Source organism: Streptomyces sp. NPDC002463 (assembly GCF_042889835.1).
GTDB classification, from domain to species: domain Bacteria; phylum Actinomycetota; class Actinomycetes; order Streptomycetales; family Streptomycetaceae; genus Streptomyces; species Streptomyces nymphaeiformis.
In genome coordinates, this window is record NZ_JBIARL010000004.1 from 11,600 (window position 1) to 35,480 (window position 23,881).

The following is a 23,881-nucleotide window of genomic DNA, read 5'->3' on the forward strand; positions in this document are numbered from 1 at the left end:
CCAGGGGGAGCCCGCCGCGCGCCTAGCGTGAAGGGCACGGAGGCGAGAGGAACCGTTCGCCCCGGTCTCTCGGCCCTTTACCGGAGGAACTCAGCATGCCCCCCAGCAGAACGGAAGACCTGCTCGACGGCGGACCCTCTCCCGCCCCCGCCCCGCCCGTGCTCGACCTGATCGCCCACCAGACCCGTACCCGCCCCGACGCCACCGCCCTGGTCCACGCCGACGCCCGCCTGACCTACGGAGAGCTCGCCGCCGCCGTGACGGAGCGGGCCCGGGAGCTCACCGCGCAGGGCGCGGGCCCCGGTCGGCTCGTCGCGCTCCACCGGCCCCGCGGCATCGACGCGATCGTCGGGCTCCTCGCCGTCCTCACCACCGGCGCCGCCTATCTGCCCCTCGACGTCCAGGCCCCCGACGCCCGCAACGAGGCGATCCTCAAGGACGCCTGCGGCGACCTGGCGCCGGCCCCCGCGGACGTCGCCCGCCACGGCGAACTCGTCCTCGGCGGCCCCGGCGCCGGCGAGGGCGCGGCCTACGTCATCTACACCTCCGGATCCACCGGCACCCCCAACGGTGTCGTCGTCGCCCATGATTCGCTCGCCCACTTCATCGCCGGGGCGACTCCCGCGTACGGCATCGGTCCCCGCGACGCCGTCCTCCAGTTCAGCCCGCTCCACTTCGACGCCAGCATCCAGGAGATCTTCACGACCCTCGGCGCCGGCGGCACCCTCGTCCTGCGTACCGACGACATGCTCGACGTCGGCGAACTCCTCACGGGCTGCGCCCGGCACGGCGTCACCTACCTCGACCTGCCCGCCGCCTACTGGCACGAGCTCGTCTACGTCCTCACCACCGGCTCCGTCCGCCTCCCCGACGACCTGCGCACCGTCATGATCTACGGCGAGGCCGCCCTGCCCGAGCGCGTCGCCCAGTGGCGATCCCTCGTAGGGGACCGGATCCGTCTTCTCAACGGCTACGGGCCGACCGAGACCACCGTCGTGGCCACCGTCGCCGACCTCAGCCGGCACGACGCCGGGCCCATCCCCATCGGCCGGCCGCTGCCCGGCGTCCGCGCCGCCGTCGTCGACGGCGAACTGTGGCTGCTCGGCGGCGGCCTGACCCGCGGCTACCTCCACCGGCCCGAACTCAACGCCCGCCGCTTCACCGCACTCGACGGCGAGCGCGCCTACCGCACCGGCGACCTCGTCACCATCTCCGAGGACCGGCAGATCCTCTACCACGGGCGCCTCGACGACGAGGTGAAGATCGGCGGCCAGCGCATCGACCCCGCCGCCGTCGACTCCGTCCTCGCCGGGCACCCGCAGGTGCGGGAGGCCGCCGTCGTCGCCCAGCAGGACGCCGACGGCGTCAAGCGCCTCGTCGCGTTCGTCGTGACCGAGGGCGGCACGGGCGCGGAGGAGCTGCGCGACTGGGTGCGCGCGCGCATGCCCGCCGCCGCCGTGCCCGCCGTCTCCGTCGTCGTCGCCCTGCCCCGTACCAGCTCCGGCAAGATCAACCGCAAGGCGCTGCGCACCGCCGACCCGCGCCTGCCCGTCGTCGACGAGGAACCCCTCCCCGCCGAGGACCGCGTCCCGCTCTCCCACGCCCAGCGCCGGCTGTGGCTGGTCGGCCAGCTCGACGGCCCGTCCGCCGCCTACAACATGCCGATCGTCCTCGACCTGGAGGCCGCCCCCGACCGGGCCGCGCTCGCCGCCGCGGTGACCGACGTCGCCGAACGGCACGAGGTGCTGCGCACCGTCCTCCTGGCGCCCGAGGACGAGCCGTACCAGCACGTCCTCGCCCCCACCGCCGTCCGGCTGCGCACCGTCGAGTGCCCGGCGGAGGAACGCGCCGAGCGGGTCGCCCGCTTCACCGCCGAGACCTTCGACCTGTCCCGCGAACTCCCGCTGCGCGTCGCCCTGTTCCTGCCGGACGACGGTTCCGGTGCCACCCTCGCCGTACTGCTGCACCACGTCGCCGGGGACGGCTGGTCGCTCAACCCGCTGATGACCGACCTCGCCCACGCCTACACCGCCCGCGCCGAGGGCCGGGCCCCCGACCGGGAGCCGCTGCCCGTCCAGTACGCCGACTACACGCTCTGGCAGAACGACCTCCTCGGAGACGCCGACGACCCCGACTCCGTCACGGCCCGGGGCCTCGCCCACTGGAGCGCCGCCCTCGACGGCCTGCCCGACACGACCGACCTGCCCCTCGACCGGCCGCGCCCCGCCGTCCGCGCCCACGACGGCGGCCTGGTCACCGCCGAGGTCGAACCGGCCGTCCACGCGCGCCTCGTCCGCCTCGCCGAACAGCACGACGCCAGCCTTCTCATGGTGCTGCAGTCCGCGCTCGGGCTCGCCCTGCGCGCCGCCGGCGCCGGCGAGCGCACCGTCCTCGGCACCCCCGTCGCCGGACGTGACGACGAGGCCCTCGACGAGCTGGTCGGCTTCTTCGTCAACACCCTGGTGCTGCCCACCGACACCTCCGGCGACCCCGCCTTCACCGAGCTCCTGCACCGGGTCCGCGACACCGACCTCGCCGCCTTCGCCCACCAGCGGCTGCCCTTCGACCTCCTCGTCGAGCACCTCAACCCGCCCCGCACGCCCGGCGTCCACCCGCTCTTCCAGGTGATGCTCACCCTGCGGACCACCGGCCCCGACGGCGGCCCCTTCCGCCTCGGCGCCCTCGAGGGCCGCTTCGCCGGCGAGTCCGTCGCCACCACCAAGTTCGACCTCACCGCCGCCTTCGAGGAACTCCGCGACGGCGAGGGCGCCCCCGCCGGACTGCGGTTCGGTCTCGAGTACGCGCAGGACGTGCTCGACGAGGACACCGTCCGCGTTTTGCTCGCCGCCCTGGAGCGCGCCCTGCGCGCCGCCGCCGCACACCCCGAGGACCGTGTCCCCGACACCGGCCTCGTCGACCCCGCGACCCGGCACGCCCTGGACGAGCGGCGTGCCCGCACCGCCGAGACCGCCGCAACCGCCGCAGAGGCGACCGTGCCCACCACCACGGAACCGCCCGCCGCCCACACCGACACCCTCCGCGAACTCTTCGCCGAGGTCCTCGGCCTCGACCAGGTCGGCCCCCACGAGGGCTTCTTCACCATCGGCGGCCACTCCATGAGCGGAGTACGCCTCGCCAACCGGATCCGCGCCCGCCTCGGCGTCGACGTCCAGGTCCGCGACCTGCTCCTCGCGCCCACCCCGGACGCCCTCGCCCGCCGCATCGCCGACCGCTCCACCACCCCGGGCGCCGACGGCGAGCCCGAGCCCACGCGCCCCCGCCCCGTGCCGCGCACGGACCGCCCGGAACGCATCCCCCTGTCGTACGCCCAGCGCAGGCTGTGGTTCATCGACACCCTCGAAGGCCCCAGCGCCTCCTACAACATCCCCCTCGTCCTCAGGCCGGTGGAACCCCTCGACCCCGACGCGGTCGCGGAGGCCCTCACCGACCTCTCCGACCGGCACGAGGTCCTCCGCACCCGCTACCGGACCGTCGACGGCGAACCCCACCAGGAGATCCTGCCCACCGTCCGGCCCGCCCTCGACGTACGGTCAGTCCCCGCCGACCGGCTCCAGGAGGCCGTCGCCGAAGCCGCCGGACACGTCTTCGACCTCGCGGGGGAGACGCCCCTGCGGGCCACCCTCGTCATCCCCGACGACGGCGCCGGACAGGTCCTCGTCCTGCTCGTCCACCACATCGCCGCCGACGGCTGGTCCACCGGACCCCTCCTCGCCGACTTCACCGCCGCCTACCGCGCCCGCGCCGAGGACCGCGACCCCACCTGGCGGCCGCTGCCCGTCCAGTACGCCGACTACACCCTCTGGCAGCGCGACCTCATCGACGGCCCGGCCGCCGCCGCCCACCTCGACTTCTGGGAGCGGACCCTCGCCGGCGCGCCCGCCGTCCTCGAACTCCCCTCCGCCCGCCCCCGCCCCGCCGAGGCCACCCACCGCGGCGGACGCGCCCCCGTCACCGTCGACGCCGCCACCCACCAGGCCCTCGAAGCCGTGGCCCGGCGCAGCGGCGCCACCCTGTTCATGGTCCTGCAGGCCGCCCTCGCCGCCGTCCTCACCCGGCACGGCGCGGGCACCGACCTCCCCCTCGCCACCATGACCGCCGGACGCGACGACGAGTCGCTCGGCGACCTGGTCGGCTTCTTCGTCAACACCCTGGTGCTGCGCACCGACACCTCCGGCGACCCCACCTTCGCCGAACTCCTCGACCGCGTACGGCAGACCGACCTCGCCGCGTACGGCCACCAGGAGCTCCCCTTCGACCGGGTCGTCGAACACCTCAACCCGCTCCGCACCACCGCCCACTACCCGCTGGCCCAGATCGTCGTCCAGCTCCACCACGACTACACCCGCGACGCCCCCGGCGCGGCCGCCGCGAAGGACCTCTTCCAGGCGGGCGGACCGGGTCTCCTCGACACCGTCTCCACCAAGTTCGACCTGACCTTCGCCCTCGACGAGCTGCGGGACGAGGAAGGACGGCCCGCCGGGATGACCGGCGGCCTCGAGTACGCCACGGACCTGTTCGACGCCCCCACCGCCTCGCTGCTCGCCGCCCACCTGGAGCGGACCCTGCTCGCCGCGGCGGCCGACCCCGGCGTACGGATCGGGGACGTCGGACTGTTCACCGCCGCCGACCGGTTCCGGCTGGTCAGCGAGTACAACGACACCGCCACCGTGCTCCCCGGCGCCCCGGAGACGATCCACGAGCTGATCGCCCGCCGGGCCGTGCGCACCCCCGACGCGCCCGCGCTCATCACTGACGAGGAGACCCTCGGTTACGGGGTGCTCGACGCCCGTGCCGACGCGCTGGCCGCCCGCCTCCGCACCGCCGGCGTGGGCAGGGGCGACACCGTCGGTGTCCTTCTCGAGCGCGGTGCGTCCCTCGTCGTGACGGCCCTCGCCGTCCTGAAGTGCGGCGCCGCCTATCTCCCCCTGGACCCGCGACTGCCGGAAGCCAGGCTCCGGCTGATGCTGGAGGACGCGGGAGTGCGTCTGACGGCGACCGACCGGGAGCACGCCACCGCCGTCGCCGCCCCGGCCGTGCTGCTCGTCGACGAAGTCGGCGAAGTCGGCGCGGGCGAGGCACTCGGCGAGGAATCCCGCGCCACCGGGGACGACCTGATGTACGTGATGTTCACGTCCGGGTCGACCGGTCGGCCGAAGGGCGTCGGCGTCACCCACCGCAACGTCGTGGAGCTCGCCCGCGACCGCGACGTCCGCGCCGGCGGGGCGCCCCGGATGCTGGTCCACTCGGCGACCGGCTTCGACGCCTCCGTCTTCGAGATCTGGGTGCCGCTCCTCAACGGCGGCAGCCTCGTCCTCATGCACGGCGACGGCACCGACCTGGCCGAGACCGCCCGCGCCGTACGCGAACACGCCGTCACCACCGCCTACTTCACCGTCGGCCTCTTCCACGTCATGGCAGACGAGGGCCTCGACACCCTCCGGCAGCTCCGCGAGGTGTGGACCGGCGGCGACGTCGCAGGCCCCGCCTCCGTCCAACGGGTCCTCACCCACTGCCCGGACACCGTCCTGGTCCACTCCTACGGCCCCACCGAGACCACCTTCGCCTCCCACAACCAGTGGTTCGGCACCGGCGAACGCGCCCTGCGGGGCGCCGGACTCCACCTCGGCCGGCCCATGGACAACACCCGCAGCCACGTCCTCGACGACGCCCTGCGCCCCGTCCCGCCGGGTGTTCCCGGCGAGCTGTACATCGCCGGCGCGCACGTGGCCCGCGGATACGTCGGCCGGGCCGGTCTCACCGCCGAGCGGTTCGTGCCCGACCCCTTCGAGGGGGACGGCAGCCGCATGTACCGCACGGGCGACCGCGTGATGTGGACCGCCGCCGGCGAACTCCGGTTCCTCGGAAGGGCGGACGGCCAGATCAAGCTGCGCGGCGTACGGATCGAACCGGGGGAGGTCGAGCGGGCCCTCGCCGCCCACCCCGCGGTCGGCCAGGCGCTCGTCGTGGTCCGCGAGGACCGGCCCGGCGAGAAGAGCCTCGTCGGATACGTCGTGCCCCGCGCGGACGCGTCGGTGACCTCGGGCCCGTCGGTGACGGAGGCCGAGCTGCTCGACGCGGCGCGCGCCACCCTCCCCGAGCACCTCGTGCCGTCCGCCGTCGTCGTCCTCGACGCCCTGCCGCTGACCGTCAACGGCAAACCCGACCGCGCCGCGCTTCCCGCCCCGCACCGGCCCGTCGCCGCCGAGGGCGGCCGGAAGCCCCGCAACGCCCGCGAGGAGGTGCTGTGCGGGCTGTTCGCCGAGATCCTCGACGTGCCCGAGGTCGGCATCGACGACAACTTCTTCGCCCTGGGCGGCCATTCGCTGCTCGGCGTCCGCCTGGTCAACCGGATCCGGGGCGTCCTCGGCATCGAGCGCACCGTCCGCGACCTGTTCCGCCTGCCCACCCCCGCCGGACTCCTCGGCCTGCCCGAGGACGACGGCGACGGCACGGCCGCCGCCCTGGGCGTCCTGCTCCCGCTCAGCACCCGCGGCACCCGCCGCCCGCTGTTCTGCGTCCACCCCGGCACCGGCGTCGGCTGGGCGTACGCCGGGCTCGCCCGCCATCTCGGCGACGACCAGCCGCTGTACGCGCTCCAGGCCCGCGCGCTGAGCGAGCCCGGCCACCGGCCGCGCAGCGTCGAGGCGATGGCCGACGACTATCTGGAGCAGATCAGGCAGGTCCAGCCCTGGGGCCCGTACCGGCTGCTCGGCTGGTCGTACGGCGGGCTCGTCGCCCACACCATGGCCGTACGGCTCCGCGAGGCCGGCGAGCGGGTCGAACTGCTCGCCCTGATGGACGTCCACCAGACCGGGCCCGGCAGCGTCTCCGTGCTCCCGCCCGAGGAGAGGGCCGCGAAGGCGCGGGACCTCGCCGAAGCGCTGAAGGAGATCCGCCGCGAGGACCCCGTCCTCGCCGGGTTCTCCGACGCGGAGCTCCGCGCGGTGCTCCACGCCTCCGAGACCCACGCCGCCCTCATGGCGCAGCACGTGCCGGGCGTCGCCGACACCGACACCGTGTTCTTCACCGCCCGCAGGCCGGGGGAGCGGGAAGGCGCTCTCGCCGCCACCTGGATTCCCTTCACCGAAGGCGTCATCGACAATCACACCGTCGAATGCGGCCATCTCCAGATGGCCGAACCGGAACCTCTTGAAACGATCGGAAGAATAGTCGCGGAGAAACTCTCCGCGCTTCAGAAGGAAGAAACGAGGAGCCAGTCATGAGCGAGTCCGTCAACCCGTTCGACAACGCCGAGGGTTCGTTCCACGTCGTCGTGAACGACGAGGGCCAGCACTCCCTCTGGCCCGCCTTCGCGGACATCCCGGCGGGCTGGACCAGCATCTGGGGTGCCGGTGACCGCGACGGAGCCCTGGAGTACATCACCACCCACTGGACCGACATCCGCCCGCGCAGCCTCGTCGCCCAGTACGCCTGACCTTCACCGGTCGCCGGCGCCGTGCCCCGCATTCCTTGCGGGGCACGGCGCTTTTTCCGTTCCCTCGCACACAGGAATTCATCGGCGAAAGTGCCGGTCCTTGCTGCCGGTTGTACTTCCGCTTCCGGAATCCCCGGAAATCTATCCTCGACACATGAAGATACTCCTGAGCGGAACCGCATCGGATTCCCACACATGGAATCTCGTGTACCTCCGTCTCTTCCTCGAGGAACAGGGCCACGAGGTCGTCGGGCTCGGGCCCTGCGCCCCCGCCGAGCTGCTGGTCGCCGGCTGTCTCCGGCACGCGCCCGACGCGGTGGTGCTCAGCAGTGTCAACGGGCACGGCTACCGCGACGGACTCGCCGCTGTCCGCCGGCTGCGCGCCGAACCCGCCCTGGCCGGCATCCCCGTGGTCCTCGGGGGCAAGCTCGGCGTCGCCGGGCTCCGCCAGGAGGCGGACGTGGCACGGCTCACCGAGGCGGGCTGCGACGCCGTCCTCGGCGAGGACCTGGACGCCCTGCGCGAGTTCCTCGCCGCGCGCGCCCGCAGGGAGGTGCCGGCTTGACCGCCGCTCCCGCCGCCGACTTCGGCCGCTTCGTCGCCGCCTCCGCGGCCGCCGGCCGGCTCGTCGTCCAGCCCCGCATGGGCTTCGGCGACCCCGCCCGCATGCGGGACGGACTCGCCCGGACCAGGGCCGCCACCGCCCACACCGCGGGCACCCTGACCGTCGACAGCTACACCCGCGTCGGCGACCTCGCCGCCGCCCGCGCCGCCGTCGCCGACGGAGCCCGCCTCAACGGCTACCCGATCGCCGCGCACTCCCCGGCCACCACCCGTACCGTCCTCGACGGTCTGTGCGACGCCGACTTCCCCGTACAGGTCCGGCACGGCTCCGCCCGCCCCCTGGCCATCGTCCGGGCCCTCACCGCGGCCGGCCTCGACGCCACCGAGGGCGGCCCCGTCTCGTACTGCCTGCCCTACGGCCGTACCCCCCTGCGGGAGTCCGTCACCGCCTGGGCCCGTGCCTGCGAACTGCTCGCCACCGGCGCCCGCCCCGGCGCCGTGCCCCATCTGGAGAGCTTCGGCGGCTGCCTGCTCGGCCAGCTCTGCCCGCCCGGCCTGCTGGTGGCGACGAGCGTCCTGGAGTGCCTGTTCTTCGCCCGGTTCGGCCTGCGCAGCGTCTCGCTCAGCTACGCCCAGCAGACCGACCCGGCGCAGGACGAGGAGGCCCTGCGCGCCCTGCACCGGCTCGCCGCCGAGTTCCTGCCCGCCGACGTCGACCACCACGTCGTCCTCTACACGTACATGGGCGTCTACCCCCGCACCGAACAGGGTGCCACCCGCCTCCTGGAGGCCTCCGCCCGGCTCGCCGTCCGCTCCGGCGCCGGCCGCCTCATCGTCAAGACCACGGCGGAGGCCCACCGCATCCCGACGGTCGAGGAGAACGTCCGCGCCCTGGAGACCGCCGCCGCGGCCGCCGCGCTCGCCGGACCCCCCGCTCCCGGCCCCACGGCCGGAGGGGACGGCGAGGTGTACGAGGAGGCCCGCACCCTGATCGAGACCGTCCTCGGCCTCCACCCCGACCTGGCGAGGGCCCTGCCGGCCGCCTTCGAACGAGGGCTGCTCGACGTGCCCTTCTGCCTCCACCCCGACAACGCCGGCCGCTCCCTGGGGTTCGTCGACCCCGGGGGCCGGCTCCGCTGGGCCCGCACCGGAGCCATGCCGATCCGCCCGGACGCGGCGGCCGACGCGGCCCCGCTCACCTCGGCCGGCCTGCTCACCGCCCTCCACCACGTCGCCGACCGCTACGACAGCCCCCGGCACCGCGACAGCGGCGACGACCACGACCGCCCCCAGGCCACCGCGCTCACGGTCTGACCCGTACACGGCCCCGCAAGCAGCCTCGTACACATCCCCGTACTCAGCCGCCCGACGATCCAGAAAAGGAGCCCCCGTCATGGAGCAGCCCCTTCCCGCCGGCGCACCGGCCACCCCGCCCCCGCTGGGCGAACACCTCCGCTCGCCCCGGTTGCGCGCCGCCATGCTCGTCCAGCAGGAAGCCCTCCACGCCGCCCGCGCGTTCCTGCGCGGCGAGGGCTTCACCGAGCTGCTGCCCCCGCTCGTCGGGCCCGTCACCGACCCCGGCGGCCGCGGGGCCAAGGCCCTCGACGTCGACTACTACGGTCACCCGTACAAGCTGATGACCAGCGCCATCCTCTACAAGCAGGCGTCCCTGCGCGGCTTCCCCCGGCTGTTCTACGTCGCCCCCAACGTGCGCGTCGAACCCGAGGAGACCGCCACCACCGGCCGTCACCTCGTCGAGTTCCACCAGATCGACGTGGAGATCGCCGACGGGAGCCGCGAGGACGCCCAGGAGATCGCCGCCGGCCTGCTCACCCACGTCACCGAGCACGTGTGGACCGCAGTCCCCGAGATCCTGAGCGAACTCGGCCGGGTGGAGGGCGACTTCGCCGACATCCGCGCCGGCAAGTACGACGTGTGCACCCACGACGACGCCGTCGACCGCCTCCTCGCCGCCGGTCACCCGCAGAACCCCGACGGCGAGATCGACTGGGCCGGCGAACGGCTCCTCTCCCTGGAGAGCGACCGCCCCTTCTTCGTCAACGACTACCCCAAGGGCTCCCGCGGCTTCTACGACCGTGAGGACCCCGAACGCCCCGGCGTCCTGCGCAACTTCGACCTGATCGCCCCGCACGGCTACGGCGAGCTCGTCTCCGGCAGCGAGCGCGAGGCCGACTACGCCACCATCGTCACCCGCATGCGGGAGAGCGGCGAGAACCCCGCCAAGTACGCCTGGTACCTCAAGGAGGCCCGCGACGGCATGCCGGCCAGCGCCGGGTTCGGCATGGGCCTCCAGCGCCTGGTCCGCTTCCTCACCGGCCTCGACGCCCTCTGGCAGGTCAGCGCCTACCCGAAGCTCCCCGGGGTGGTGGCCCCGTGACCGCCCTCAGCACTCCCGGCTTCCCCGAGCCCGAGATCCGCGCCCGGGCCCGCAACGGCACCGCCGAGGTCTTCCCCGACTCCCGCACGTACGGCACACGGCTGTACGGACCGGGTACGGGCGCCGCCGCCGACGGCCTCGACCGGGCGCGCATCGTCCCGCCCGTCTTCATGCCGCAACGCCTGGAGAAGCTCATCGACCTCGCCCGGGAACCCGAGTTCACGGACGTCGACCTCGGCTCCCGCGTCGGCGGCTTCACCGCCCGGCTGCCCCTCTACCTGTCCGCGTTCGGCTCCACCCGCGCCGGCAGCGGCGACCTCGCCGTTCACGCCGGCAGGCAGGCCGCCCGCCTCGGGATCCCCATGGTCATCGGGGAGAACATGATCCCCGTCCATGGCTACCGCCGTGCCGGCGACGCCACCCGCTCCGCGCTCCTCGCCCGTGTCGAGGCCTACCTCGACGCCGCCCCCGACGGCATCGGCGGCGTCGTCGTCCAGCAGTCCACCGAGGACGCCGACTCCGAGGTCTGGAACCTCCTCTACAGCGACCCCGCCTTCCGGCCCCTCCTGGAGACCGGCCGGCTCGCCTTCGAGCTGAAGACCGGTCAGGGTGCCAAGCCCGGCCTCGGCGGCATGACCGTCGTCGACCGCGCCGAGGCCGAGCAGCTCGCCCGCCGCTTCACCGTCCGCGAGGTCCTCGACCCCGACGGCGAGCGCCAGTTGCGCTGTGCCACCCCCGGCACCTTCACCGACGAGATCCTCCGTCAGCAGCTGCGCTTCATGCGGAACAACTTCCCCAAGGCCCGCACCTGGGTGAAGTTCCACCCGGGCCGCGACATCGCCCACGCCGCCCGCACCGCCTGGGCCGCCGGAGCGGACGCCGTCACCGTCGACGGCGCCGAGGGCGGCACCGGCTGGGCTCCCGGCGTCTTCCTCGACCACGTCGGCCTGCCCCTCGGCGAATGCCTGCGCCGCATCGGCCGCCCCGACGGCTGCCTCCTCGCCACCGGCGGCATGTGGGAGGGCGGCCGCGCCGTGCGCGCCCTCGCCCTCGGGGCCACCGCCGTCGGCCTCGGCCGGGCGGCCCTCGTGGCCGTCGACGAGGACCCGGAACACGGTCTGGAGCGCCTCGTCGACAGCATCGCCCTCGAACTGCAGCTCCTCATCAGCGCGTTGGGCAAGTACGAGGTCGCCGCCCTGGGACCCGAGGACCTGTGGTGGCCGGACGGCCACCCGTCGTACGGCGCCGACGTGCCGCTCCTCGGCCTCGCCGACCCGGCGGGAGCGGCGCCGTGACCGCGCACGGCCGGCGTGGCGGGGACCGGACAGCCGTGTACCGCCGGCGCGGCGGAGACCGGGCCGCCGTGCAGGCCTGCTTCTCCGTACGGGAGACCCCGGGCATCACCGTGGCGGTCACGCACGGCGGGACGGGCCTCGTCACCTCCGCCCGGCACACGGCCCAGCGCGCCCTCGCCGAGGCGGGCCGCGGCTACCTCGGCGGGCGCGTCGAACTGCGTACGCCCCGGACCACCGCCCCGGCCACCTCCCGGCCCAGCGCCTTCGGCACACGCCGGCGGCGCGCCGTGCGCCGCGCCGCCGACCGTGCCGTGGCCCTGGCCGTCGCGGCCACCCTCCGGGGCGAGGCCACCGGAACCCGCGTCCACATCCGCCCACCCGGGTGAGGGACGGCAGCTGCCGTCCCTCACCGCCCCGACCCGCTCGGCCCCCGTCCACCACCCCTGTCCGCCCGCCCAAGCGACGGCGCGCTCGCCGCGTCCCGCCCCTCGACCACAGAAAGCCGACCCCATGGGAACGACCCCCACGACCAGCGCACCGGCGGGCAAGGAACCCGTCGTCGACTGGCGTCGCGTCAGCAGTCTCGTCATCGGCCAGGCCGCCGTCCAGGCGGGCAGCTTCGCCCTCCTGATCGCCATGAGCTGGACGGCGGTCCAGCTCGGCGGCCGTGAGGCCGTCACGTACGTGACCCTCTCCGCCACCCTCCCGCGCGCCCTGCTGCTCCTCTTCGGCGGCGCGCTCGCCGACGCGCTCGGCCCCCGCGCCGTCCTGCTCCGCGCGACGAGCGTCCGCGTCCTCGTCCTCGCGGCGGGGACAGTGGTGACCGCCACCACCCACAGCCTGTGGCCCCTGATCGCCGTCGCCCTCGTCGACGGCGTCCTGCTCGGCCTCACGGGCCCCGCCTCCGGCGTCCTGCTGCCGCGCCTCGCCCCACAGGAGCAGCTCGGCCGGGCCAACTCCCTCTTCTCCATGGTGCTGCGGCTCGCCCCCATCGCCGGCTCGCCCCTCGGCGCCTGGCTGGTCGTCGTCGGAGGCCTGCCCGTGGCGATGACGGCCGCGGCCGTCGGCTGCGCCGTCTGGCTGGCCTGCGCCGCCCACGTCACGCACGGCATGTCCCGCCCCGAGCGCGCACCCCAGGGCCCCTCCCTGCTCCGCCGGTCCGGCGACGGCTTCCGCCTGCTCGCCGCGCACCCGCGCCTGCGCTGGATGTTCATCGCCTGCTTCTGCATGGACCTGGCCTTCCTCTGGCCGGCCGAGGTCGCCCTGCCCCTGCGGGCGGCCGACGAGGGCTGGGGCGTCGGCGCCGTCGCCATGGTCCTGTCCGTGTTCGGCGCCGGCGCGCTCGCGTCGGCCGCCCTGGGCGCGGCGCTCGCCCACCGCATCCCGGCGCACACCAAGCTCGTGGTCACCGGAGCAGGCCTCGCGGCCGGCATGGCCGCCATGGCCCTCGTCCCCTCGGCCGTCGTCCTCGCCGGCACGGCCGGCGTCGTGGGCCTGCTCTCAGGCCTCAACGGGCCGGCCCTGGTCACCGCCTACCAGCAGGCCGTCCCCGAAGGCCGGATGGGCGCCGCGATGTCGACCTTCGCGCTCTCCGGCATCGGCGCGGCACCCCTGTCCCTCGCGGTGTTCACCCCCGTCTCGCTCTACCTCGGCGTGACCGGGACCTGGCTCCTGTGCGCGGGCCTCGCCCTGCTCTCCCCGGTCGCCGCGTCCGTCGCCCTGCGCGGCGGGGCGGCCACCGCCACGCCGCGCGTCGACGCCCCGGCCCGTACCGCACCGGAGCCCACCGCCACTTCCGTGTGAGGCAGACATGATCCCGCTGGTTTCCCCGCCCCTTCCGGCAGCTCTTCCGTCCGGCCCGCTGGTCTCTCCGCCCCTTCCGGCAGCTCCTCCGGCGGGCCGGACGGATTCCCCGTCACTCCCGCCGGCTCCTCCGGCCGGCCCGCTGATCCCGACCACGCTGCCGCCCCTGACCACGGCCCTGCCCCGGCTCCCCGGCCTCCGCCCGGTCCGGCCGCAGCTGTGGCTGGTGGCCACCGAGGCCCACCAGGACACCGTCACCCGGTTCGCCCCCCTCGTCCTGGCCACCGAGGAACTGGCCCGCGCCGAGGAGTTCCGCCGCTCCGGCGACCGCGCCACCTACCTGTGCGCGCACGTCGGGCTGCGCCGCCTGCTCGGCGCCCACCTGGGCGTCGCGCCGCGAACCGTGTCGGTGGCCCGGGCGCCCTGCCCCTGCTGCGGGGAGCCGCACGGGCGTCCCGTACTGACCGACGGGCGCCTGCACTTCTCGCTCTCCCACTGCGAGGGACTGAGCCTGATCGCCGTCGCGTCGACGCCGGTCGGCGTGGACATCGAGCGGGTGCCGGCGGCGCACACCGTCAGCGAGGCCTCGGAGGTCCTGCACCCCGCCGAGGCCGCGGAGCTCGCCGCCCTCACCCCCGCCCACCGGTCCGCCGCGTTCGCCCGTGTCTGGACCAGGAAGGAGGCCTACCTCAAGGGACTCGGCATCGGTCTCGGGGCCGACCCGGCCGCCGAGTACGTCGGTGCGGGACCGGTCCCGTCCGCCCCACCCGGTTGGTTCCTCACCGACGTCACCGTCCCGGACGGCCACCACGCCGCCGTGGCCCTGCGCCGGTGACGAGCACACGGCGCCCGACGTGCGATCCCGGCCGGACCGCTCCCCTCAGGACGTGCTGCCGAGCCGGGGCAGCACGTCCCCGCGGCGGCGGTCCGCCGCGGCCCGGACGAACCGCACGACCACACGGCATACGCGCCACAACTGCCCATGGAGCACGTTTGCGCAGATAATGCTCGTGCCGCCCTCCGCCGTGCCCGTACGGAGCGGAGCGTCCTGCGGCGAGGCGCGGGAAGCGCCGGCCGCAGCAGGAGGAACCATGCTCATCAGGCATCTGGTCGAGGACGGAGTCCTGCACCTCGCGCTCCTGCGCGACCTGGACGTCTCCAGTCGCGCCGCGGCCGCCCTGCAGATCGAGACGCTCCTCCTCGCGCACCGCCCGCGCCTGGTCAGGATGCAGCTGCCCACCGCGGAACCCTCGCCCGCGTCGCTCAGCGCGCTCGCCCGTGCCCGCCGGATGTGCGAGGGCCTGGGCATCCCCCTGACGGTCGTCGGTCCGGCGCCGGTCGTCGGCCCGTAAGAGCCCGCGGCGGCCCGCCGCGCCCGAACCGGAACCGTACGCGGGCTTCGGCGCCCGACGGAGGGGGAAGGCTGAGGGGAACGGAATCGCGGGGGTGGACTCGATGGCGCGCCGGGAACTGCCGTACCTCACCGACCACGGCAAGCTGGACCCCTCCCAGGAGGAACGTGAGCTGGTGGAGCCGCTCCACGGCCGGGTCCGCGTCGACGAGTGTTCCCACCGCAGACTGCTCGACGGGGAATGGGCGCCTGCCGTCTTCTTCGTACGGTCCCCGGCGCGGGTGGGCGGCCGGGGTGTCCTGGTCGCGTGCACGCCGGAGGCGTGCGACCGCTGGGTCCGGGCGGTCGTCGACTACACCACCGTCGTGCGCGAGGCCACCGCCGAACTGTCGGCGGCCCATCGGCGGGCCGCGACCGTCCCGTGGTGGCGGCACCGCGCCGCACGCCGCGCCTTCGACGCCTGGGAGACCACCAGACAGCGATACGAGGAGACGATGCGGCAGGCCGCCGAGGCGTACGAGCCCGTCGGCCGGGAGATCCGGCAGGCGATCCGGGTGGCGGAGGAGGAGTCCGCCGCGCGGGCGCGCGAACAGGCCCGCCTTGTGGAGGAGGCCAGGCAGCGCAGGGCGCGGCTCGCCGGGCGGGACGTCTGGGGCTGGTCGGTCGTGACGGACGAGGGCCGATCCGCCGTGTACGTCTTCCGGCACGACGTCCCCGGAGGGGAAGCGCCGGTTCCTACGACTCCGCAGGCGAGCCCGTGCGTGGACCTGGCGGGTCTGCGCCGCGCGCTCAAGGAGCTCGACCTGCCCGACATCCTGTGGGACGGGCCGGCGCTCGCCGAGACGGAGCGCGAACTGGAGGGCGTCGGCTTCGGGCGCTGGTGGCGGGACCAGTTCCACGAGGACCACCGCACGTTCACCGCGCCGCCTCCTCCCCGCGGCTCGTCGTACCGGGGCAATCCGTCCGGGGGCACGGCCACCGGGGGCACGGGAGGCTTCAGTGGAGGGCACAGCGGCGGATTCAGCTGCGGCGGCGGCTTCTGACAGGCCGTCAACAGTTCCCTCGCATAAGGCTGACGGGTGCCTCTGCACCGTGCGGCCTGACGACAGTGTGTTCCATCCCCGACACGGGCGAGTGATCATTCACCGTGATCGCGGCCAGGGGTCGGGAACGGCCGCGAGCCACACCTAGACTCCCCGCACATGTCGCTCTGGCTCCTCAACCACTTCAGCACCTTCACCCTCGCCGTGGTCACCGTCGGCGGGACCGTCGTCCTCGCCGTGGCCGGCAGTGTGCTGCTCCGCCGCAGGTATCCGTCGCTGGCCAGGGGAGAGCACAACGACATGGTCGGGGTGACGCTGGGGATGTTCGGCGCGATCTACGGCATCATCCTCGCCTTCGTCATCGTCACCCTCTGGACCCAGCTCGACAGCACGCAGACGATCGTCTCCAGCGAGGCCACCGACGCCGCGCTCATCGCCCGCGACGCCGCCGCCTTCCCGCCCGCGGTCCGCGCCGACCTCGACACCGCCCTCAGCGGCTACGTCCACGCGGTCGTCGAGGACCAGTGGCCCCGCATGCGCGCCGGGCAGCCCAGCTACGGGGCCACGGAGTCGCACCTCCGGTCCGCCTTCACCGTCCTCCAGGCGTACGACCCGGCCTCCCCGCGCGAAGAGGTCTTCTACCGGGAGGCGGTCACCCACCTCAACGACGTCGCCGCCCAGCGCCGCGCCCGCCTGAACATGGCCGAGCAGGAACTCCCGCCCCTGCTCCAGGTCCTGGCCTTCGGCGGCGCGATCGTCCTGGTCCCGCTCACCTTCCTCTACGGCATGCGCAAGCTGCGGATCCAGCTCCTCTTCGTCGCCTCCGTGGCCGGCCTCATCGGCTTCAGCCTGCTCCTGGTCTTCGTCCTCGACCGCCCGTTCGCCGGCGAACTGAGCGTGAGCCCGGCCCCGTACCGCGAGGGGGCACTCGCCCAGTACTGGGAGCGGTGAGGGACGGGATCAGGGGTGGCGGATGACCACTTTGCCGAAGGCGGTGCCGGCGGCGTAGTGGCGGTAGGCGTCGGCGGCCTCGTCGAAGGGGAAGACGCGGTCGATGACGGGCCGGAGCCCGTGTGCCTCGATCAGTTCGTTCATCTCGGTGAACTGGGCGCGGCTGCCCACCGCCACGCTGCGGAGCGTGGCACCGGAGGCGAAGAGGGCGTGGGGGTCGAGCGGCGGGGCGGTCCTCCCGGTGAAGCCGACGCAGGCGATGGCGCCGGCCAGGGCGATGGCGCGGACGGACTCGTGCAGCAGCCCGGCGACGTCGACGATGCGGTCGGCGCCCCGTCCGCCGGTGAGGGAGCGGACCTCACCGGCCCAGTCGGGGGTCGCCGCGTAGTCGACGACGGCGTCGGCGCCGAGCTCGCGCAGACGCGCCGTCTTGGCGGAGCTGCCGGTCGTGGCGATCACGCGTGCACCGAGCGCCTTGGCGAACTGGAGCGCGAAGAGGGAGACGCCGCCGGAGCCCTGCACGACGACGGTGTCGCCGGGGCGGACGCCGGCTCCGTCGCCGGTCAGCGCGTTCCAGGCGGTGACCGCCACGCAGGGCAGTGTGGCGGCCTCCTCGTACGTCAGGTGCGCGGGCATGGTCACGAGCGAGTCCGCGTCGACCAGGGCGAACTCCGTGAGCATGCCGTCCAGGGAGCCGCCGCGCTGGGCGACGTGCTCGACGGCGAACGGGCCGTCCTGCCAGGACGGGAAGAGGGTGGCGGCGACGCGGTCCCCGACGCGTACCGCATCGACGTCGGGACCGACCGCGACGACTTCGCCGGCCCCGTCGGAGACGGGGACGACGTCCGGCTCGACGGGGAGGACGTACGTTCCGTCGAGCACCATGAGCTCACGGAAGCTGAGGGACGTCGCCCGCACGGCGACCAGGGCCTGTCCGGGGCCGGGGGCGGGGGTGTCGTGCTCGCGGACGGAGAGGCCGGAGAGTCCGGCGCCGCTGTGCGAGAGGTGGTAGCTCCGCATGGGTCGAGCCCTTCGTGAGAGGTGGGGACGGCAGGGGAGTCGGGCGACGGATCCGGGTGTCATGCGGCGTCCGGCTCTGCGGCGAGCGGTACCTCTCCCGCCGTCTTGCCGAAGCCGAGCGCCTCGACGATCCGGCCGTCCGTCACCCGCATGACGTTGACGCCCTGCACCCACTGGTCGGGGCCCTCGCCGAAGCGGTAGGTCCACACGATGGTGGCGCGGTCGCCCGCCACGATGACCTCCTGCGGGGTGAACTGCGAGGTGAGGTCGTCGACGAGAGCGGTCCACCACTGCGTACAGGCTTCGCGTCCGGAGACCCGCTCCCCGCGCGGCGCGGGCTGGACGCTCTCCATGACGCAGTCCTCGGCGATCAGATCGGCCAGGAGAGCGGACTCGCGGTCGGTGAACGCGCGGTTGAAACGGGCGATGACCTCGGCGGTCGTGCGAACGGACATGACGCCTCCTCGGAAGAGATAGAACGTTCGGTCTGCGAGAGATATAGATAGACCGGTTGATCTACCGTGTCAACAGGCGCAGAATCTCTGCATGAGTACTTCCGTGAAGCCGGGCCCGCGCGAGCGACTCCTGCTCGCCGCCCAGGAGTTGACCTACAGTCAGGGAGTCGGCGTCGGCGTGGACGCCCTCCTCAAGGGGGCCGGTGTCGCCCGTCGTTCGCTGTACGAGCACTTCGGCGGCAAGGACGGTCTCGTCGCCGAGGTGCTGCGCCGCAGCACCGCCGAGGACGTGGAGCGGTACCGCGCCACCATGGGCGCCGCGGGGGACGATCCCCGGGCCCGGCTCCTCGCGGTCGTCGACCGGCTCGGTCGCATCGCCGCCGACCCGGACTTCCGCGGCTGCCGGTACCTCGCCGCCGACCTCGCGCTCACGGATCCCGCGCACCCCGGACACGAGGTCACCAGGGAGTACCGGCGTACGGTCCACGGCCTGTTCGCGGACGAGTTCGCCGCCCTCGGGCACGCGCGGCCCGCATTCGCGGCCGATCAGCTGCTCATCCTCGTCGACGGTCTCCTCGCCGCCGGTGCGACCCGGCCCGACGTCGAACCCGCCGCAGCGGCCCGCGACCTCGCCGAGCACATCATCGACGCGGGCCTGGCCCAGGCGGTGCCGGCTGGGGCTACGCCTCGTGCACCCGGGTCAGGAGCTCCATCAGCTGCCGGGCCTCAGCCTCGCTGAGCGGGGCCAGGAGCGCGGAGTTGGCGTGCTCGGCCAGCTCCGCGCACCGCGCCAGGACCTGTGCGCCCGCCGGTGTCACCGTCACCGCGTTCTTGCGGCGGTCCTTCGGGTCGGGCTCTCGTCGCGCGAGGCCGGCCGTCTCCAGGTGGTTGAGGAGGAGGACCACGTCCTTCGCGTCGAAGCCGAGCCTGCGCACCAGATCGGCCTGGGCGACCGGGCCGTACTCGGACACCGCAGCGAGCACGGCGTGCTGCGGGAGCTTCAGCCCTTCCTCGGCGATCGCCTCGGCGACCAGACTCCGGCCGCGCGCCGCCACGCGGCCGACCAGCCAGCTCGGCAGGGACTGGATGTGCGCCAGGGCGTGCGGGTCTTCCGTGGGGGTCATGGGGGCAGGCTATCGCGAATTCATTGGACTTCCCAACGGTCTATCTCTACGGTGAGAATCATTGGGGATCCCAATGAAGTGGATGATCCCGTGTCCCCGCGCCCTCGTCTCCCCTGGAGGTGTCCATGCGTCGTGTCCGGTACGAAGTGACCGGCGGTCCCGAGGTTCTCTTCGTCGAGGAGGCTTCCGCGCCGGATCCCGGCCCCGGTGAGCTGCTGGTCCGTAACGAAGCCGTCGGAGTCACCCTGCCCGCCGTGCGGAAGGTGCGCGAGGCCGCCGAACCCGGCCCGCTCGGCGGTGAGGTGGCCGGCGTCGTCGCCGCCGTCGGCGAAGGCGTCACCGGCTTCTCCGTGGGCGACCGCGTCACCGGCCTCTGCTTCTCCCACGCCTACGCCGAACTCGCCCTCGTCCACGAGGCGATGGCCTCCCGCGTTCCCGACCGGGCGTCCGCCGTCGACGCCGTCGCCCTGGTCCGCAGCGGACTCGTGGCGCGCGGCGCCTACGAGGTGGGGCGCCCCCGCCCAGGCGACTCCGTCATGGTCACCGCGGCGGCCAGTGCGGTCGGCACCCTCGCCCTGCAGTACGCCGGGGCGGGCGGGGCCTCCCGCGTGGTCGCGGCCGTCGGCAGCGCGGAGAAGGCGGAGTTCGTGCGCGCCCTCGGGGCCGACGAGGTCGTGCTCTACGAGGACGAGTACTGGGGCGAACCGGTCGACGTCGTCCTCGACGGGGTCGGCGGCGAGCTCCTCGGTCCCGCCGTGCGGGCCCTCGCTCCCGGCGGCCGTCTGGTCGCGTTCAGCTCGGGCGGCGGCACGATCGACGCGTACGAACTGCTGGTCCGCGGCGCCTCCGTCATCGGTTTCCAGATGGCGGCCATCGCCCGGGGCGAGCCCGAGCTGTACGCGCGCTGGCGCGACGAGCTGTGGGACCTCCACCGCGACGGCACGCTCCGCCCCCGCGTCTGTGCCGAGATCCCGCTCGCCGAGGCGGCCCGTGCCCATGAACTCGTCGAGTCCCGGCGGAACATGGGCAAGGTCGTTCTCGTCCCCTGAGCCCGGGAGGCGGAGGCGTACGGGGACTCAGTGGCCGTAGCGACCCGTGTCGATCTCCCAGCGGTGGTAGCCGGCGATCCAGGAGGCGAGGCCGTCGACGTAAAGGCGGGCCGCCTCGCGTGCGGCCGGGGAGAGGCCCAGGAGATCGCAGATCTCGGGGACTTCGGAGGACAGCTCCACGAACCGGTCGACCATCGTCTGGGCCTCGCGCATCACCTCGGCGGCCGCCTCCTCGGGGGTGCTGCCGAGCTCCTCGCGGACGATCATCACGATGTTGGCGACGTCGCCCCGGGCGAGCTCCTGGGTGTACGAGTGCACGTCGTTGGTGAACGACGGTATGTCGGCCGCCAGTTGGCGCATCCGCCGGAAGGCGGGGTGGTGCAGCACCTCCTGCGGCAGCTCGAACCGGTTGAGCCGCTCGACCATGTCGAAGAGGGTCTCCATGGCGGCCGTGCCGCGCCGGAGCGCCAGATAGCTCTCCCGGTCGGGGAGGCGCCCGGCGAGCCGGCCGGCGGCCTCGGCGGGGTGGCACGCGAAGTACCACTCCCAGTTGTACGCGGAGCGGGCCAGCCACCGCGCCGACATGCCGCGCGCGCTGCGCTCCCAGAGGTCGGCGAAGGCCCGCTCGACCGGGGTACGGGCGTCGGGCGCGGGCCCGTCGCCGTGCAGAAGGCCCGTCAGGCGGGTGCATATCTCGGCCACTTGGGCCGGTGAGCGGCCGAGCTCCGAGTCGAACCGGTCGTCGAAGAGGAAATAGAAGCCGAGCAGGTCCGAGGCGAGGACGAGGTCGTCGTCGGCGGAGTCCGGGCTGGTGAACGCGGCGAGTCGGGGCACGTCCCACTTGTCGTACGCCGGCAGGTCGATGGTGACCGCGAGGCCCTCGTGGTGGAGGAGCCAGTCCCGATGGCGCTGTACGACGGATGCCTGGTTCGGGTTGCTGCGAGGCGGAAACGGCAGGTCGAGCGTGGTGGCTTTGGACACAGGCCCCCCAGGTTCTGATCCCGGGTGATCCCCTGACGCCCCCGGCGCGTTCGAAGAGTACTTGAACTGATCATCAACTGCCAGGAACGTTCATCAGATCGCTTTCAAGCCAATGGAATTGTGACCTCCGGATCGGTCATGTGTTCTCCCGTTCATTGCGGCGGGTGGTTCGTCTCCCGTCCGCGCCACCCACGGGCGGGGGAGCGCGTTGGGGTTGCCGTGACGCCCGGTGCAGTGACGGTTCTGCATTCGGGACCTGCGGGTTCTGTGTCGACTCCCGATTTTGGTGGGTCGACGGCGAGAACGAAGATCTGGATGGTGCGCGGTGCCGGAGATGTGGAATCGGGGCGAAGGACACGACGCCCGGTTCGTGGACTGCTTCCGTGACGGTGACGCCCTGGTCGGACGCGACGGGGAGCTCGCCGCGCTCCGGGCCGCTGTGTCGGGACACCGGCTGGTGACCGTGACGGGAGCGGCCGGGACGGGCAAGAGCCGGCTGGCCCAGGCCGCCGTCACGCCACCCGTCGACGGCCCCGGGCGGACGGTGGTGCGGGTCCGCTGGCACGACGGCATCCCCGTGGGACGCCGGGCGCTGACCGCGCGGGTGGCCAGGGAGTTGAGCACGGCCGGACTGCCGTGGGACCCGGCGGGGCCGGACCCCGCCGGGTCCTCGTACACCGAACCGGCCGGGCCGGCACGTAGGGACCCCGCCAAGCCGCCGCACACCGTCCATGCCGGTCCGGTACCCACGGACCCGGCAGAGGTGCTCCTCCTCCTCGACGACGTCGATCCCGTGCACACGGAGTGCATCGGTCTGGTGCAGACGCTCCTGATGACCGAGCCTGCGGTACGGGTCCTGGTGACCGCGCGGCGGCCGCTCGGGCTCGGGGACGAGCAGGTGATCAGGCTGGGGCCCCTGCCCCTGGAGCCGGCGCCGGGCCAGGCGGGTGCGCCCCCCGCCGCGGAGCTCCTCGTCTCCCGCGCGCGGGAGCGCGGATGGAGCGAGGAGGCGGACCCGGCCGCCGTGGCCCGGGTCTGCCGTCTGCTCGAAGGCGTTCCCCTGGCGCTCGAACTCGCCGCGGGACGCCTGGGGGAGTGGACGATGGAGGAGCTTGCCACCCACCTCGAAGCCGGTCAGTGCCGGCTGTCCGACCCGGCGCCGCTCCTGCTGCGGCACCGCACGATGCGCACCACCATCGGGGCCGTCCACGCGCTGTGCGAACCCGCACAGCGCAAGGTCTGGCGCCGGCTCAGCGTCTTCGCCGGGCCCTTCACGGAGGCCGCCGCGGTCTTCGTGTGCCTGGGTTCCGACCTCGCACCGCACGAAGTGCCGTCCGCCCTGGCGATGCTGAGCGCCACGGGCGTGCTCCAGGCCCTCGGCGAGGCGGGCGCGGTGCGCCCACCTCGCTACCGCATGGCCCGGGCCGCCCGCGACTTCGGTACGGAACGGCTCGCGGCGGCGGGCGAGCGCCCGGTGACGAGGGACCGGCACGCCGCCCACTTCCGCGGCGTCGCGGCCGTCGCCGAGACCCTGTGGAACACCGGCCTCCAGCGGCAGGCGATCGAGACCGTCCGGGACGAACACGACGACCTGATGGCCCTCGTGCACCGTGCCGAGGAGGGGACCGGTCACGCCGAGACGGCCCTGGAGGCCATGCTGAACCTCTGGTTCTGGTGGGCGGTCCACGACCACGCCCGAGAGGGCAGCGACCGGCTGCGCGTACTCCTGCCCCGGCTGCCCGCCGACAGCCCGCTCCTCGCGCGCGGCCGATGGCTCGCGGCCTGGCTCAGCACGGCATGGGACCCGCGCACCGCGCACCACCTGCTGTCCCTCGCCTGGCCCGCGGCCGTGCTCTCCGGCGACGACGCCCTCCTCGGCCGCATCGCCCATGTGCACGGAACCCTGGCCTGGCAGCGACAGGATCCCACCGCGGCCGCCCGGTACTACCGGCAGGCGGCGGGCACCACCCCCGGCGGTGCGCCCGGGGGCCCTTCGCCCGCGGTGAGCCTCGCCGCCCTGGCGGTGGTGCAGGCCCACCACGCCCCCGCGGCGGCGGCCCGCACCGCCCGCCGGGCGCTCGCACAGCCCGACTGCGCCGACGACGCCTGGGCCACGGCCCTCGCCCACTACGCCCGCGCCTTCGCCGACCACCGCGCCGGTCGCGCCGGCCGCTCCCGGCACCGTGCCGGCCGCGCCCTCGCGGACCTCGAAGCCCGGCTCGACGCCCCGCAGGCCCGCCGTGCCCTGCGCCTCCTCCTCGCGACCCTCGATCTCGCCGCGACGGCCACCGGCGCTCCGACCCCTCACCCGCGCCCCCACGTCCTCGTACCGCGCGACGGAGCGCAGACCCCGTCGGCGACGGCGAGCCTGGCCCAGCGGTGACGCCCGTG

At 74.2% G+C, this 23,881-nt stretch carries 19 protein-coding genes; 15 read left to right on the forward strand and 4 right to left on the reverse strand.

Going from position 1 to position 23,881, the window contains the following annotated elements; all coding sequences use genetic code 11:
* Positions 1-95: 95 nt before the first annotated feature.
* The 12 genes from ACFYX3_RS10205 to ACFYX3_RS10260 all read left to right on the forward strand — a co-directional run bounded on the left by ACFYX3_RS10205 (position 96) and on the right by ACFYX3_RS10260 (position 16,861).
* On the forward strand, positions 96-7,244 hold the full coding sequence (locus tag ACFYX3_RS10205; RefSeq protein WP_389010587.1) for an amino acid adenylation domain-containing protein: 7,149 nt from the start codon (positions 96-98) through the stop codon (positions 7,242-7,244).
* Positions 7,241-7,456, forward strand: coding sequence for an MbtH family protein (locus ACFYX3_RS10210; protein WP_389010591.1), 216 nt, complete (start codon positions 7,241-7,243; stop codon positions 7,454-7,456). The genes ACFYX3_RS10205 and ACFYX3_RS10210 overlap by 4 nt, the downstream gene beginning before the upstream one ends.
* Positions 7,457-7,610: 154 nt before the next feature.
* A complete protein-coding gene (locus tag ACFYX3_RS10215; protein ID WP_389010594.1) occupies positions 7,611-8,021 on the forward strand; it encodes a cobalamin B12-binding domain-containing protein in 411 nt (136 codons plus the stop codon).
* A complete protein-coding gene (locus ACFYX3_RS10220) occupies positions 8,018-9,334 on the forward strand; it encodes a methylaspartate mutase (RefSeq protein ID WP_389010597.1) in 1,317 nt (438 codons plus the stop codon). The genes ACFYX3_RS10215 and ACFYX3_RS10220 overlap by 4 nt, the downstream gene beginning before the upstream one ends.
* A 79-nt stretch (positions 9,335-9,413) precedes the next feature.
* Complete coding sequence (locus ACFYX3_RS10225; RefSeq protein ID WP_376586987.1) at positions 9,414-10,418, forward strand: asparagine synthetase A; 1,005 nt, start codon at positions 9,414-9,416, stop codon at positions 10,416-10,418.
* The gene (locus ACFYX3_RS10230) at positions 10,415-11,713 is read left to right on the forward strand and encodes a glutamate synthase-related protein (protein WP_389010601.1); all 1,299 of its coding nucleotides are present in this window, start codon (positions 10,415-10,417) and stop codon (positions 11,711-11,713) included. Before ACFYX3_RS10225 ends, ACFYX3_RS10230 begins: the two co-directional genes overlap by 4 nt.
* The gene (locus ACFYX3_RS10235; RefSeq protein ID WP_376586983.1) at positions 11,710-12,099 is read left to right on the forward strand and encodes a hypothetical protein; all 390 of its coding nucleotides are present in this window, start codon (positions 11,710-11,712) and stop codon (positions 12,097-12,099) included. The genes ACFYX3_RS10230 and ACFYX3_RS10235 overlap by 4 nt, the downstream gene beginning before the upstream one ends.
* A 124-nt stretch (positions 12,100-12,223) precedes the next feature.
* Positions 12,224-13,516 carry an MFS transporter gene (locus ACFYX3_RS10240; protein ID WP_389010605.1) on the forward strand — a complete coding sequence of 431 codons (1,293 nt, stop codon included), beginning with the start codon at positions 12,224-12,226 and terminating at the stop codon, positions 13,514-13,516.
* Positions 13,517-13,523: 7 nt separating this feature from the next.
* Entirely contained in the window at positions 13,524-14,351 is an 828-nt protein-coding gene (locus tag ACFYX3_RS10245) for a 4'-phosphopantetheinyl transferase family protein (RefSeq protein WP_389010608.1), read from the forward strand.
* Between the two features lie 256 nt (positions 14,352-14,607).
* Positions 14,608-14,868, forward strand: a complete 261-nt coding sequence (locus ACFYX3_RS10250; RefSeq protein ID WP_389010611.1) for a hypothetical protein — start codon at positions 14,608-14,610, stop codon at positions 14,866-14,868.
* Positions 14,869-14,971: 103 nt separating this feature from the next.
* Complete coding sequence (locus ACFYX3_RS10255; protein ID WP_389010614.1) at positions 14,972-15,910, forward strand: hypothetical protein; 939 nt, start codon at positions 14,972-14,974, stop codon at positions 15,908-15,910.
* Between the two features lie 159 nt (positions 15,911-16,069).
* Positions 16,070-16,861: a hypothetical protein gene (locus ACFYX3_RS10260; protein WP_376586975.1), complete on the forward strand. Its 792-nt coding sequence runs from the start codon at positions 16,070-16,072 to the stop codon at positions 16,859-16,861.
* A 9-nt stretch (positions 16,862-16,870) separates the two neighbouring features.
* On the opposite strand, the gene ACFYX3_RS10265 is transcribed toward ACFYX3_RS10260, so the two are convergent.
* Together ACFYX3_RS10265 and ACFYX3_RS10270 are read right to left on the reverse strand one after the other, a co-directional pair.
* Positions 16,871-17,881 carry an NAD(P)-dependent alcohol dehydrogenase gene (locus tag ACFYX3_RS10265; RefSeq protein WP_389010617.1) on the reverse strand — a complete coding sequence of 337 codons (1,011 nt, stop codon included), beginning with the start codon at positions 17,879-17,881 and terminating at the stop codon, positions 16,871-16,873.
* A 59-nt stretch (positions 17,882-17,940) separates the two neighbouring features.
* On the reverse strand, positions 17,941-18,336 hold the full coding sequence (locus ACFYX3_RS10270) for a nuclear transport factor 2 family protein (RefSeq protein WP_376586970.1): 396 nt from the start codon (positions 18,334-18,336) through the stop codon (positions 17,941-17,943).
* A gap of 91 nt (positions 18,337-18,427) precedes the next feature.
* Between ACFYX3_RS10270 and ACFYX3_RS10275 the strand changes: the two genes are divergently transcribed.
* The gene (locus ACFYX3_RS10275) at positions 18,428-19,075 is read left to right on the forward strand and encodes a TetR/AcrR family transcriptional regulator (RefSeq protein ID WP_389010621.1); all 648 of its coding nucleotides are present in this window, start codon (positions 18,428-18,430) and stop codon (positions 19,073-19,075) included.
* On the opposite strand, the gene ACFYX3_RS10280 is transcribed toward ACFYX3_RS10275, so the two are convergent.
* Positions 19,017-19,460: a MarR family winged helix-turn-helix transcriptional regulator gene (locus ACFYX3_RS10280; RefSeq protein ID WP_389010624.1), complete on the reverse strand. Its 444-nt coding sequence runs from the start codon at positions 19,458-19,460 to the stop codon at positions 19,017-19,019. The two genes, ACFYX3_RS10275 and ACFYX3_RS10280, sit on opposite strands and share 59 nt — an antisense overlap.
* 125 nt (positions 19,461-19,585) lie before the next feature.
* Here ACFYX3_RS10280 and ACFYX3_RS10285 point away from each other — a divergent pair, with 125 nt between their 5' ends.
* Positions 19,586-20,509, forward strand: coding sequence for a zinc-binding alcohol dehydrogenase family protein (locus ACFYX3_RS10285; RefSeq protein ID WP_389010627.1), 924 nt, complete (start codon positions 19,586-19,588; stop codon positions 20,507-20,509).
* A gap of 27 nt (positions 20,510-20,536) precedes the next feature.
* Here ACFYX3_RS10285 and ACFYX3_RS10290 read toward each other — a convergent pair whose 3' ends face one another.
* Entirely contained in the window at positions 20,537-21,490 is a 954-nt protein-coding gene (locus ACFYX3_RS10290; protein ID WP_389010630.1) for a hypothetical protein, read from the reverse strand.
* 370 nt (positions 21,491-21,860) lie between these two features.
* Between ACFYX3_RS10290 and ACFYX3_RS10295 the strand changes: the two genes are divergently transcribed.
* The gene (locus ACFYX3_RS10295; RefSeq protein WP_389010633.1) at positions 21,861-23,873 is read left to right on the forward strand and encodes an ATP-binding protein; all 2,013 of its coding nucleotides are present in this window, start codon (positions 21,861-21,863) and stop codon (positions 23,871-23,873) included.
* The last annotated feature ends 8 nt before the right edge of the window (positions 23,874-23,881 follow it).